Raw genomic sequence first — 14,706 nt, 5'->3', positions numbered from 1 at the left:
CGGTTACAATGGAGGTCGTATCTGATAATGACGGGCAAATACATTAAAAAAATATATATTGCAATTCTTCTTTTTGTCTTTTGCTTGGGAAATATATCGGTACCTGCTTTTGCAGATGTACAAGGTGACGAGGAGCAGGAAGAGGAATCTCTGAACGGCGGTGGATATGCGGCAACCGGCCAGCTTGGCGATGTCGGATACATGGCCAAAGTTTATGATGCGACAAACGGAATTCCAACATCGGAAGCAAACTGTATTCTCGGAGCTTCCGACGGTTACATCTGGATAGGCGGGTATGCCGGAATCATAAGATATGACGGTTCATCTTTTGAAAGATTACCCGCATCTATGGGACTTACAAACGGAAGATATATATTTGAAGACAGTAAAAATCGTATCTGGGTCGGAACAAATGACAACGGTGTGGTTGTTCTTGATAAAAATGATTTTATCCATTATTCAAAGGACGAAGGATTGTCGTCTTCATCAATCAGGTGTTTCGCAGAGGATATGCACGGAAATGTCTATATTGCGACAACATCCGGTGTTGACTACGTGGATAAAGAAATGAATCTTCATTCTATAGATGATGACAGGATCAATGGTGAGAGAGTATTAAAGCTTACTTCGGATGCTGTCGGAAATGTTTACGGCCAGACCAAGAACGGTGCCGTTTTTCAATTATCCCGTGATACGGTGAGCCAATACTATGAAAGCGAAGAGCTTGGGACAGGTCTTATAACCACTATTCTTGCGGATCCCCGCGAACCGGGAATCCTGTATTTCGGAACGGAAACCGGGCATATCTATTACGGTAGCCTTGGTCAAAATGTCGAAAGTCTTATTTGCTATGATGCGACAGATGCCGGTAATATTCACTGGCTAAGCTATGACTGTAAGAGAATATGGGCTTCTTCGGGCTCGGTGATCGGTTATTTTACCGAGGTCGGAAGATTTAATGTGCTTGAAAATCTTCCTATGGATGCGGCTATTGAAATGCAAACCTCCGACTATCAGGGAAACATGTGGTTTGTATCTTCCAGACAGGGGGTAATGAAAATTGTAGTAAACAATTTCCAGAACTTCACCGCGCTTTCGGGAATCCCTGATGAAGTGGTCAACGCCACATGCTTCTACGGCGGAGAACTGTACGTCGGAACTGATGATGGCTTGTATATAGCGGGACTTGGGCATAATTCGGTAAGTAACGATCTTACAAAATATCTCAAAAACATAAGAATACGCCACTTTATGAAAGATAAAAACGGTAAGCTTTGGATTTCCACTTTTTCAGGGAATAAAGGGCTTATTTGTTATGAAAAAGATACCTCGATAAAATCTTACACTATCGAAAACGGGCTTCCTTCCAACGAGATCCGCTGTGCATATGAGATGACGGACGGAACTGTTGCCGTTGGTACCAATGATGGGCTTGTTTATATAAAAGACTATCAGGTAAAAAGAACTGTCGGAAGCGATGACGGAATGATGAATACCGTTATACTTACCGTTACCGAGGGCGATAACGGTGAGATCTTTGCGGGAACAGATGGAGACGGCGTATATGTTATAGATGATAGCGGCGCGAGAAAAATGGAAGGAAAGCTTACCAGCGACGTTATCATGAGACTAAAAAAAGATAAAGTAAATGGGCTTTACTGGATAATAACTTCCAATTCAGTGGAGTATATGAAAGACGGAGAAATTACCGAAGTAAAATCATTCCCGTATAACAACGTTTTTGATGTTTTTTCGGATAACGTCGACAATTACTGGTTTATGTCATCGCAGGGATTGTATGTTGTAAAAAAACAGGAATTGTTTGATGACAATATATCGGATTACAGACTATATACCATGGTAAACGGAGTTACCAGTATACCCGTTGCGCATAGTTACAGTTTTCTTTCGGATGACGGAAATCTTTATATAGCCGGCAGGACCGGAGTTTCCAAGGTTAATATCAACAACTTCCTGGAAGAAAAACTTATTGTTAAAGTTGCGATAGCTTCGATTGTATATGACGGAGAAGTGGTACTTCCGGATGAAAACGGCGGGTATTCAATCCCTGCCGGAAACGGACGAATCCAGATCATTCCTGCGGTACTTGATTACAGTATGTCCAATCCGACCGTAAGGGTATTTTTGGAAGGAACGGATGACGAAGGTATGACGATAGAGCAGAGCAGGCTGTCCAACCTGGAATATACGGGGCTTGGATACGGCAACTATGTTCTGCATATACAGATCCTGGGAAGAGACAGAAAGACCGTTTTTAACGATACTACTTTTGACATAAGAAAAGAACCTCAGTTCTTTGAACTTATTACAGTCAGGATTCTTATGATCGCGCTGCTTGTTTCTTTGGTAGGCTTTATCGTGTGGCGTGTTATGAACGGAACCGTCATAAGAAAGCAGTACCTGCAGATACAGGAAAGTAAGGAAGAAGCCGAGAAGGCTAATATGGCAAAATCAAGGTTTCTTGCCAATATGTCCCATGAGATCAGAACTCCCATTAACACTATCCTGGGAATGGATGAGATGATCATAAGAGAGGATGGACGAGGTGTACCGGAGGGTTATTATCAATCGGTTCTTGGATATGCCCATGACATAAAAGGAGCGACGGAATCGCTTCTTAGTCTTATAAACGACCTTTTGGATATCTCAAAGATTGAGTCGGGGAAGATGCATCTTGTCGAGCAGGAATACGACGTTGTAGAGATGCTAAGATCCGTTATCAAGATGATCAGGGTAAGAAGTGAAGCCAAAAAGCTGAGTTTTGATGTTGATATCGATCCTACCACTCCCGTAAGACTGTACGGAGACGAAGGAAAGATCAAACAGATAATACTTAATCTGCTTACCAATGCCGTTAAATATACGGAAGAAGGCGGATTTGTTTTAAAGGTCTGGGTTACGGAAAAAAGTGAGCTTTCATGCGCACTTAGGATATCCGTAAAAGATACCGGAATAGGCGTTAAGAAAGAAGATCTTGATAAGCTCTTTAATGCTTATGAACGTCTGGATGAGGAAAAGAACAGCTCCATCCAGGGAACAGGACTCGGACTTGATATCTCAAGGCAGTTTGCGCTTCTTATGAACGGCAAGCTCTGGTGCGAGAGTGAATACGGTGAAGGAAGTGAATTTATCTTAACGCTGTCTCAGAAGATAATAGACGACCATGAGATAGGAGCATTCCATGAAGATAACGACACGGCCGGCAAGGGCGTTTACGTGCCTAAGTTTATTGCGCCCGAAGCGGATATCCTAGTTGTAGATGATAATGCGATGAACCTTGCGGTTATAAAAGGTCTTTTGAAACCGACAAAGATGTTTATAACTACAGCCGAGAGTGGAAAAGAGTGTCTTGAGAAATTAAAGACGGGAAAATTCGACGTGGTATTGCTTGATCATATGATGCCCGGAATGGACGGAATCGAGACTCTTGAGCATATAAGGAAAAATCATCCCGATCTTCCCGTATATGCACTTACCGCCAATCAGACGGTTGGAGAATCGTTCTATCTGGAAAAAGGCTTCAACGGTTTCCTTGCAAAACCTATTGATACGGTTCAGGTTGAGAATGCCATTATGAAGCATCTGCCTGAAAATATCATGATGAAGCCTACGGATGCCGATGCCGAGGCTGTAGAAAATGAGCTTCCTAATGAATATGAGTGGCTTAGAAATATTCCGGAGATATCCGTGGATGACGGAATCAAATACTGCGGAGGGGCAGATGCATTTATCGATTCGCTGAATATGTTCCTTGATACGATTGAAGATAATGCTGCGCTTATTGAGGGAGCGTATAAGGATAACGATATCAAGCTGTATACCATAAAGGTGCACGCACTAAAGAGTTCCTCAAGGATAATAGGAGCGCTTAATCTTTCAGAGAGATTCCGCCTTATGGAAGATGCGGGAAATGCGCATGATATTGAATATATCAGTAACGGCATCGATGAACTGATGAAGGACTACAGAGAGTATGAACATAAGCTTGAAAAGCTCAGAGAAATGTCTGATGAAGCAGGTGATGCCAATAAGGCTGAAATATCTACAGAGGATCTTTCTGATGCTTATGAAGCATTAAAAGAGCTTGTTCCAATGATGGATTATGACGGTGTTTTGATGGTGCTTGATCAGGTTGATGAATACAGACTCCCGAAAGAAGATGCCGCTAAGATGAAAGATCTGCGAAAGAATCTAAAGATCTTTAACTGGGATGATATGGAAAAGCTATTGGGAATTGAGTAAAGACATCGAAAGAACGGTAGGGAAAGGAAAACGAGAATGTTGGATACGCTTAAACTATATCAAGTTGATATTATGCTTGCGCTTGCATCCGTATGTGCCATCATAGCTCTTTTTACCTTTATAAGTAAGATCATGTCAAGGCGCAGAAAGATTATTCTTTTGATGATGCAAGTGGGCGCGGCGATATGGCTTGAAGCGGACAGGATTTCCTATTTGTACAAAGGATTGCTTGATGCGCATAGTTATTATGCGGTCAGAGTCGGCAATTTCTTTGTCTTTTTCATGACGGTGTTCGTTTTACTTACAATAAACTTTTATCTGGATGATATTTTAAGAAATGAAGGTGATGTACCTAAGATTCCGATAACTCTTAAGATATCTTATGTTTTAGGTGCTATAGCGCTTTTTCTTGTGATCCTATCACAGTTTACGGGACTTTATTATACTTTTGATGAAAACAACCTGTACCATAGGTCTTCGTTGTTTTATGTAAGTTATATTTTCCCGTACTCGATCATGATATTGCAGATCATCACTCTGTTCATATACAGAAAGAGTATTAAAGGAAAGCTGGCTTTATCGGTATTTCTTTTTGATGCTGTTTGTATATTTGCATCACTGACACAGTATTACATCGCAGGCTTCTCATTTGTTGATATTGCTGCGGTATCGATGGTTGTCGGATTGTATATTTTTGCGCTGCTTGATATGAATGAGAGAGTGGAAAGAGCCAACAAGATTGAGATTGATAACTTAAAAGGAGAGCATGAAAGTCTTAGGCGTTTATATGAAAAAACCGCGACGGCGCTTGTGACGGCTATCGATGCGAAAGTTGAATATACCAAAGGACATTCCTTAAGAGTTGCTGAGTATTCAAGGGAAATAGCAAGACTTGCCGGTATGGATGAAAAAGAATGTGATGAGGCATACTTTGCGGGGCTTATGCATGATGTCGGAAAGATCGGAATACCCGATGAGATAATAAAAAAGGATACCGGGCTGACGACGGAAGAATACAAATATTTTAAGCAACATTCCGAGATAGGTGCGGAATTTCTTTCAAATATAGATGAGTTTCCGTCTCTTTATATCGGCGCCAAGTATCACCATGAAAGATATGACGGTAAGGGATATCCCGAAGGACTGTCAGGGGAGAATATTCCTGTGTATGCCAGAATAGTTGCGGTGGCTGATGAGTATGATTCGATGACATCCAAGAGAAGTAACAGAGAGATCATGCCTCAGAGTACAGTCAGAGAAGAAATCATCAAAAAGGCAGGAACTCAGCTTGATCCGAAATTCTGTGAGATCATGGTTGATATGATCGATCACGATACGGAATATATGATGCGATACAAGGATAATTATCTTGAATCGCGAAAGAGTGATGATCTGATAACTTCGGGAGCAATGCATTTTAATGAATACAAGGAGCATGTTTCTGAGGGAATCAGGATTACTGAAAGTAAGATGGAGATTAAGTTGGACAGCCAGGCAGAGGTGGGATTTGAAGAGGATATTTCGATTCCTACGATAATTCTTTTTGATTCACATGACGCCTGCGTGCATAACGATGACAGAGAGATAAGACTGCTTCAGTATGTTGAGTATGCAGAGATATGGCTTGACGGTCATGTGATCGCTACGCAGGCGAGAGATATACGAGTTCAGGATCTTCCTGCTGAGGAAGGAAGCGGTGAGGATAAAAAAGGTGTTACTCACTATGAGATTGAGGCTTCCAAATACAGAGATCATGTCAGGCTTAAGATTGTCAATTCTAAGCATGTTCTCGATGTGACAGTGGCGCTGCCGGATGCGATAAGGTATTGTTATCTCGCTTTTACGGGGGAGCATTGTCATATCATGAATGTGTCATTTAATGATACGGGGCAGCAGATTGACGAAAAGTACATTCCGAGAATAGTGCAGGAAATAACCTATACCGACAGGATCGAGGGAGATATTCCGAATGTTCAGGTTGAGGGGTACAGAAAGGCTTATTCAAAAGCAATACCCGTTATCAACGGCATGAGGATCAAGCTTCGTACAATGAGTCTTCCGACTGCGAATCTTATCTGGCACTGTGCGTATATACTGCTGTTTTCATCAGATGACAGAATTCCGGAGGGTAGCGGTTATACAGAGCATTGCTGTATTCGTCTCGATGGTGAAGATGCCACGGAAAACGATCTTGCAGACAACGAGATCAGTGTTCACAGGGGAGAAGATTTCAAGGGTTGGGATGAATGGAAGAAGCTGAATAAAAGGGGATTTGAATGCACTGTGACATTTATGAGAAGACGCAACAAGATCACTATGGAAACCGAGAATTTCGGTATAAATCTGAGATGTACGACTAATGTTCCAAAAGGCAAAGAAGATGTATATCTGGCATTTACAGGTGACCAATGCGTAATAACAGATATCAGAATTTTGTGATATTATTATATATATAAGCGTTTACTTCCAAGGAGATCATATGCAAAAGAAACGTATTATGGTTATCGGGGAAAAAGAGACCTTTCTCGTAAAAGTACTCGTACAAAAGATAAATGAATCCGGGATGATCGGCGTTTTTGAACCATTTGATGTCAATGCGATCGGAATGGATTGGGAAGGTACCGATCTAGTCACTATCTATATGAACGACGGTGACAGACCGGACGAGAAAGTGTTGCGTTTTTTGATCGATAAGCTTACCGATGAAGATAAGATGATGATCCCTATAGGCGAGAAAAACGATATTGTATTTATCCAAAAGAGCGTTCCTTTGGAGCTTATCTATAAGTCAATGCTGCGCCCTATAGACAATGTTGAATATATCATGACGGTAAAGGAGCAGTTCAACAAGGCCGAACAGGGTGAGTTTAAAAAGACTATATTGGTAGTGGACGATGATCCGAGTTATCTAAATCTAGTAAGAGAGTGGCTTAAGGATAAGTACAAGGTATCTATGGCAAGTTCGGGACTTCAGGCGATAAAGTGGCTTGGCAAGAACAAGGCAGACCTTATCTTGCTTGATCATGAGATGCCCGTTACATCGGGACCTCAGGTTCTTGAGATGCTAAGAAGCGATACGGATACCAAGAACATACCTGTTATATTCCTTACGGGAAAGAGTGACAAGGACAGCGTAATGAGTGTTGTTTCGCTTAAGCCTGAAGGATATCTTTTAAAGACAATAGATAGAAGAGAGCTTTTGGACAAGCTTGAGGAGTTCTTTATATTAAGCAGATAAAATAAAAAAGTTGGGGTCGGGGGATCATTTGAAAGCATTAAATATAAAAGTATTTATTTTTCTTGTTATTTCGCTGTTTCTGTTATCGGTTCCGTTTGTCATGCAAAAGGACAAAGATGACGGGGACAGCTTTAATGCGGGCTTTGATAAGGTTGCGGTTTATTACGGAAAGACAGCTTTTGGCAATGAGATATGTATGTGCAAAAGCTATGATCTTGATATGGAAAAATCCGATAAAGAAGGATCCGGTATGGTTGTTAACGCCGGCAGATGGTATCTCTTTTTGCCGTATTCAACGGACACGGTGGGGAGCTACAAATGTAAGCTTCCAAAGGGCACCGAGCTTGAAATAGACGGACATATTTATCGTTCTGATTCTGAGATTTCCACTTCGTTACAAGATGCCAAGATAAGACTTTTGGACCGTCGCAGCAATGTGCTGTGCGAGGGCCTTCTTTCTGTGTGCGTTGCAGATGGCTTAAACTCTGTTTTTCTTACAACCTCCAAACAGGATTCGGAGGCTGTTTTTACGGACAGATATGCGCTTATAAATGCCGTGATGATAACGACTGATACAAAAGGGCAGCAGGATAAGATGATCCACTGCATTACGGGCGGAAGAGGCGGCTCTACGTGGGCGTCATGTCCAAAGAGACCTCTTAGGATCAATTTATCCGATGATATTGAATTGTTCGGAATGTCGCCGTCTTCCAAGTATGCGCTTATAGCTAATTATATGGATCCTTCGAATCTTAAGGATGCTATTGTTTACAAGGCAGCAGATATGATAGGGATGAAGTATTCTCCGCAGTTTAGGCATGTGAATCTGTATGTGAACGGTGAATACGCAGGGCTCTATCTTCTTTCCACAAGGATCAATACAAGAGGCGGAAGCGTGGACTTTGAGCACAATCTTGATTACGCCAATAAAATTGCCAACAGAGTACTTTTGACGGATGTGCCCAAGTCGGAAATTCTGGATGAAAAGACGAGAGATGAGATAAAATACAGTCTTCTTGACAAGGATCCCGAGGATATTACGGGCAGCTATCTGATGGAATTTGATCTTGAAGGAAGGCCGCAGGAAGAGCAGTACGTAAACAGCTGGTTTAATACCGAGAATAAGACCGTTGTTATCAATTCGCCGCAGTATGCGTCCAAAGAGGAGACTTTTTATATCGCGGATTATGTGAGGCAGGTCGAAAAGGCTGTGTACAGCGAAGATGGAATCAATCACGACACGGGACTTTCTTACAATGATTATCTGGATGTGGAGAGTTGGAGTACCATGTGTCTTATGCAGGATTTCTTTGCTCTGCAGGATTATTCGGACGGAAGCCTTTTTATGTACAAGCTTGCAGGCGATGACAAGATATATGGCGGACCGATCTGGGATTATGACAAGTCTATGACGGATGATTTCTATTCGGATGAGAGATTTGCCTATAACGATTGTATCGAGCTTGGCGGCTGGTACGGACAGCTTAGCAAATTCAGTGATGTCTCCGAAGCTTCAAAAACAGTATACAGAGATAAGCTTTCACCTGCTCTGGAGGACATTATAGACGATTATCTTCCAAAGGAAATGTCAGCCATTGCCCCTTCAATGAAAATGGATGACGTCAGATGGAGCCATAACGAGGGAGATGAAGAAGATAGAGCTCAGGAAGTATATACGTGGCTGGTGAACAGAAAATTATTTTTTGACAACGTACTGTCAAAGTAATGCTATAATGTATGATATGGGTAAAAAGCCACTGGGTTTTATAAGAAATAAACTTAATAAGTCTAATGTTATTCTCTCACTTACAATTCTTTTTGTGATACTTGTAATTGTCGTGGGTCTTGTTATATTTAGGTTCAATATTCTTAAGTATAACGTTCCGACCGATGACAAAGTGTATGACAAGTACTACGTTATGATCACGGATAACTATAAGTCTGACTTCTGGCAGGAGATATATAAGGGAGCTTTTGAAGCTGCCAAGGAGCAGAATATCTATGTGGATCTTTTGGGAGACAATCTTCCCACGCAGTATTCCTGTGAACAGCTTATGAAAATAGCGATAGCTTCTAAGGTTGACGGTATCATGGTCTATGCCAACGAATCGGATAAGATGACGGAGCTCATTAACGAGGCGGAAGATGAGGGCATTCCTGTAGTTACGCTGTACAGTGACAACACGCACTCCAACAGACTTAGCTTTGTCGGTGTCGGAAGCTACAACATAGGAAGAGAGTACGGCAAGCAGATCCTCAATATCATTAAGGACAAAGATCAAAAGTCCGAGAATACCGATTCCGAAGCCGGGGATGATGTTACCAATATAGCTGTCCTTGTTAATTCAAGTTCGGAAGAGACCGGACAGAATATACTTATATCCGCTATAAAAGATGCAATAGAACAGGGCGGAGAAGACGGAGACAAATTCTCTTTTAATATCATTACTATAATTGATACCAATGCATTCTCTGTTGAAGAATCGATCAGGGATATCTTTTTGAATTCAAATGATGATATTCCGGATGTCATCGTATGCCTAAATGAGCTTAATACGGTCTGCACATATCAGGCAGTCGTTGATTTTACAAAGGTTGGAGAGACTTATATCCTCGGATATTATGATTCGGATGCGATCATAAGAGAGATTGAGAAAGGTACTGTTTATGCGACGGTAGGCATAGATTCCAAACAGCTTGGAGAGTACTGCATAACCGCGCTGTCAGACTATTATGAGTTTGGCAATACCAGCCAGTACTATACTGCTGACGTTAAGCTTATCAATCAGAATAATGTTGCGTCGTACAAAAAAGAGAAGGAGGCGCAGCAGGATGAATAGATTTCTTGATAAGCCCCTTCAGTACAAGATTATAAGCATATGCGTGCTTACAAACATCATTATCTTTTTTGTAAATATCTTTTTGCTTCTCGGTATCAACAGCATGTCCGTTGAGATGGAGATGGTATATCAGGACAACAGAAATCTTAATGAGTTGTCGGCATCTCTGACAAGCGTACAGGATTCGATGACGGAGTATCTTAGTGCCAAGACCTCGGATTCGCTTGAAAACTATTATAAGAATGCGCAGCGTTTTTTGATGCTCACGGATAAGCTTGATGACAAGATAACCGAGCTTTCCTTCGGAAGAATGGAAAGAAATATCAAGTATATGTCGCAGAATTATCTTGATGAAGTGTCGCAGACCATAGAAGCCAAGCGCGGACGTAATGTTGAGAAATATCGCGCATACTATGAGAACTCAACGGCTATGTACGAATACATAAATGCGTATATCACCAGCCTTAACCTTGAGCTCTTTGTAAATAACTCCAAGCATTATTCGGAGCTCAATACAGCGTTCAGACACTATGAGTTTATAAGCTTTATCGTGATCACTTTGGTTATGGCGGGCAATATCCTTATCATCACAAGCTTTGTAAGCACCATGATCATGCCGCTTAGGCGTCTTGCCGATTCAGCCAATGAAGTTGCGGAAGGTAATTTCGATACGGAGCTTCCCGAGCTTACCTACAACGATGAGATAGGAACCGTGCTCAATGCCTTCAACAAGATGGTCATCAGTATTAAGCAGTATATCGAGAAGATACGTGAGAGCATGGAAAAAGAAAGATACATGCAGGAAAAAGAGCTGATGATGGAATCTCACCTTAAAGATGCTCAGCTTAAGTATCTGCAGGCGCAGATCAATCCGCATTTTCTTTTTAACACGCTTAATGCCGGGGCTCAGCTTGCCATGATGGAGGGCGCCGACAAGACCTATGAATATGTACAGACGGTTGCCGATTTCTTCAGATACAACGTTAACGGCAAAAAGACCGAGGCGACGATCAGAGAAGAGGTTACGCTTGTAGATAACTACATCAGGATTCTCAATGTTCGCTTTTCGGGTGATATAGGTTATGATAAGCAGGTAGACGAAAGGCTTCTTGATGTACCGATGCCCAACATGATCCTGCAGCCGATTGTCGAAAATGCCGTAAACCACGGTATCAGAGAGATGGGTGATAAGGGCAAGATCATACTTAAAGTCTACAGGGAAGACAATAATGTCTGCATCAGTATTTTCGATAACGGCAAGGGCGTGAGTGCAGAAGATATAGAAAAGATCATGAGCGGAAACTGGCAGCGCAAGGAGCACCAATACGACAATAACGGAATCGGAATGGACAACGTTATTTCGAGACTTCGTCTTTATACAGAGAGTGAGAATTCGTTTAGCATAACAAGTGAGGGCAAAGATAAGGGCTGCGAGGTTATAATAAGACTTCCGTATGACGAACGGCACTAAACAAGCTCTTTTTATAAGTAATAGGAATTACGGGTATTTACAATGTACAGAATAATGATCGCCGATGACGAAGGAATAGTCATCGATTCAATGAAGTTCATAATCGAGAAGGAGTTCGGAAACGACTGCGAGGTGCAGTACGCCAAGACGGGAAGAAGTGTAATAGAGCTCGCCGAGAGGTTCAGGCCGGATATCGCCGTCATGGACATTCACATGCCGGGTATCAACGGAATAGAGGCTATCAAGGAGATTAAGCGCTTTTCCGCGGGAACCGTATTTGTCGTTATGTCAGCCTATGATAAATTCGACTACGCCAAAGAGGCAATCAAGCTGGGCGTTCTTGAATATATCAACAAGCCCATGGAAAAGGCCAAGGTAGTTGACGTTCTTCGAAAAGCCATGGCCAAGATCGACGGCGAGAGAGAAAAGAGAAGTAACGAGCTTAAGATAAAAGAAAAGCTTGAGACAATAGAACCTATCCTTGAAAACGGGCTTATCTATGACATCCTTCTTCAGGAGCACTTTGAAGAGGACTTTGACAACTATAAGACGATTCTTGGAATCAGTGAAAACTACGGCTATATGATGGCTATCGTCTGTGGTGACAAGCAGGAAGGCAATCATATGACCAACGCGATCGGAAGCTCGGTCAAGATCTCGACAAGATATCAGGAGATAAGAGATGCGGTAAAGGACTATTTTTCCTGTAAGATAGGAAACGTCATGGCCAATAAGATTGCGGTTCTTATTCCTTTTGAAAATTCCAAGATGGAATATAACGAAAGAACGGAGCTTATCGACAGGGCAAGAGAGCTTGCAAGGGGACTTAAGAAGAAAACCGATATTTCTTTCAGAATAGGTATAGGCGGAGTAAAGCCTCTAAGGGAACTCGGAGATTCGTACAGGGAAGCTCTCAATGCGCTTATTGCGACAACAGGTTCCGTGGCACACGCCGACGACCTTGTTATTGCTTGCAACTATGAGGACGATTACCCGATAGAGCTTGAAAAGCCTATGTTTGACGCCGTAAGTAACGGTGATCTCAATGAAATGCTTGTCACTGCCGGCAAATATACGGACTGGATGTGCAAAAGAGCCGTAAACGGCGATCTTCAGTCCATGCGCATAAAGGTTCTTGAGTTTTCTCTTTACGCCGAGAGGATCGCATTTATGAACGGCGGTCAGACCTATAAGTATTCATCAAGAGACAACTATCTTCCGGAGCTTATGTCGATAGATACGGCCGACGGACTTAAGGACTGGTTTATAAATAAGCTCACTGCGGCGTGCAGAAACGTCATAAGTAAGAGAGAAGAAAAGAGTAATGACATAATAAAGAACGCCAAGCGTTATATTGAGGATAATTTCTCAAAAGAAATATCTCTTGACGACGTATCGCGTTCCGTAAATATCTCGCCTTACTATTTCAGTAAGCTGTTTAAGGAAGAGAGTGGGCTTAATTTTATCGAGTACCTGACCAATATCAGGATCGACAAGGCCAAAGAGCTTCTTCTTAATTCGGACATGTCAATGAAGGAGATATGTGTTGCCTGCGGATATACGGATCCCAATTACTTCAGCAGAAGCTTTAAGAAGAACGTAGGCGTAACCCCCACCGAGTACAAGGAAGGAAAATAAGATCATGGCAGGAACGTTACAAAAAAATGCTACTAAGCTTATATCAGTTTTTCTCACCTTTATCTTAACGGCTTTTTGTCTTTTTGGCTGTGACAGCGAAAATGCGGAAAACAGCGCAAGCAACGATGAGTATGACGACAAGATACAGATAGGTATGTGCTTTGACTCTTTTGTTATTGAGAGATGGCAGAGAGACAGGGACGTATTTGTGTCTATGGCAAAAGAGCTTGGTGCGGAAGTTAACGTTCAGAATGCAAACGGCGATATAGAAGAACAAAAAAAGCAGATTGATTACTTCATAAAAAAGGGCATGGATGCGATAGTAATAATCTGCATTGATTCCGGTGCTTTAAGTGAATCCGTTAAAAAGGCCAGGGACGAGGGTATTGTTGTAATAGCTTATGACAGACTTATCAACGATGCGAATGTTGATCTCTATATTTCTTTTGACAATGAGATGGTAGGAAATATGATGGCGCAGTCGTTTGTGGACGCGGGACTTGGTGACGGAAAGGTCATCATGATCTGCGGATCTCCGTCCGATAACAATGTCCCTCAGGTTGAGAGCGGCTTTAGGGATGTTTTGGCAAGGAATGGCGGTGAGGTTATAGACTGCATATACTGCGACGGTTGGAAATCAGATATAGCATATGAATATATGAGTGAAAACATGGACACGGTGAGAGAAGCCGATGCGATAATGTGCGGTAATGACGATCTTGCAAGCAGAGTGGTTCATGCGCTTGCCGAGAGAAGGCTTGCGGGTAAGAAAATGGTTGCGGGACAGGATGCCGATCTGGAAGCGTGCCAGAGGATCGTTGAGGGATCACAGCTTATGACGGTGTACAAGCCTATCGAGAAGCTTGCGAAGCAGGCTGCGGTCAGTGCGGTTGAGCTTGTTAAGAACAGGGAGCTGTCCGACAGCAATATTTCACAGATAAACGACGGAAGCTATGATGTACCTTATATGAAGATCGAGCCTCAGATCGTTACCGAAGAAAATATAAATGACGTTATCATAAACAGCGGTTTCCATTTAAAAGAGGATGTTTATCTCAATGTCCGCGATAAAATGCCGCAATAATGCGAGATTAATATCGCGCATAGCACAAAATTAATATATCCGACTATGACAGCAAAATAATGCTAGCATAGTCGGTTTTTTATTTTGAGTGACAGTAAAAATTTACAGAACATCATAAATTATTCCTATTTTATTTGTGTTAGATTGTTATTTGTAAAGAGCAGATATAAAT

Annotated in this window: 8 protein-coding genes; all 8 read left to right on the top strand. The window is 42.0% G+C overall.

Annotation, left to right across the window (positions count from 1 at the left end):
- The first annotated feature begins 27 nt into the window (after positions 1-27).
- From D6853_RS07875 to D6853_RS07840, 8 genes are read left to right on the top strand one after another with little or no spacing between them, the layout of a single operon-like run.
- On the top strand, positions 28-4,263 hold the full coding sequence (locus tag D6853_RS07875) for a hybrid sensor histidine kinase/response regulator (RefSeq protein WP_120657472.1): 4,236 nt from the start codon (positions 28-30) through the stop codon (positions 4,261-4,263).
- A 36-nt stretch (positions 4,264-4,299) separates the two neighbouring features.
- On the top strand, positions 4,300-6,702 hold the full coding sequence (locus D6853_RS07870; RefSeq protein WP_120657471.1) for an HD-GYP domain-containing protein: 2,403 nt from the start codon (positions 4,300-4,302) through the stop codon (positions 6,700-6,702).
- A 40-nt stretch (positions 6,703-6,742) separates the two neighbouring features.
- Positions 6,743-7,501 carry a response regulator gene (locus D6853_RS07865; protein WP_120657470.1) on the top strand — a complete coding sequence of 253 codons (759 nt, stop codon included), beginning with the start codon at positions 6,743-6,745 and terminating at the stop codon, positions 7,499-7,501.
- Positions 7,502-7,529: 28 nt separating this feature from the next.
- Positions 7,530-9,227 (top strand): CotH kinase family protein, encoded by a 1,698-nt coding sequence (locus D6853_RS07860; RefSeq protein WP_120657469.1) that lies wholly within the window; start codon positions 7,530-7,532, stop codon positions 9,225-9,227.
- Positions 9,228-9,243: 16 nt separating this feature from the next.
- Complete coding sequence (locus tag D6853_RS07855; RefSeq protein ID WP_158588696.1) at positions 9,244-10,341, top strand: substrate-binding domain-containing protein; 1,098 nt, start codon at positions 9,244-9,246, stop codon at positions 10,339-10,341.
- A complete protein-coding gene (locus tag D6853_RS07850) occupies positions 10,334-11,812 on the top strand; it encodes a histidine kinase (protein ID WP_243108318.1) in 1,479 nt (492 codons plus the stop codon). The genes D6853_RS07855 and D6853_RS07850 overlap by 8 nt, the downstream gene beginning before the upstream one ends.
- A 42-nt stretch (positions 11,813-11,854) precedes the next feature.
- Complete coding sequence (locus D6853_RS07845) at positions 11,855-13,450, top strand: helix-turn-helix domain-containing protein (RefSeq protein ID WP_120657466.1); 1,596 nt, start codon at positions 11,855-11,857, stop codon at positions 13,448-13,450.
- Between the two features lie 4 nt (positions 13,451-13,454).
- Positions 13,455-14,534, top strand: coding sequence for a sugar ABC transporter substrate-binding protein (locus D6853_RS07840; RefSeq protein WP_120657465.1), 1,080 nt, complete (start codon positions 13,455-13,457; stop codon positions 14,532-14,534).
- The last annotated feature ends 172 nt before the right edge of the window (positions 14,535-14,706 follow it).

Source organism: Butyrivibrio sp. X503 (assembly GCF_003625475.1).
Lineage (GTDB): Bacteria > Bacillota > Clostridia > Lachnospirales > Lachnospiraceae > Butyrivibrio.
Note: the sequence above shows the minus strand (reverse complement) of the source record. Positions and strands in the feature narration are given on the sequence as shown.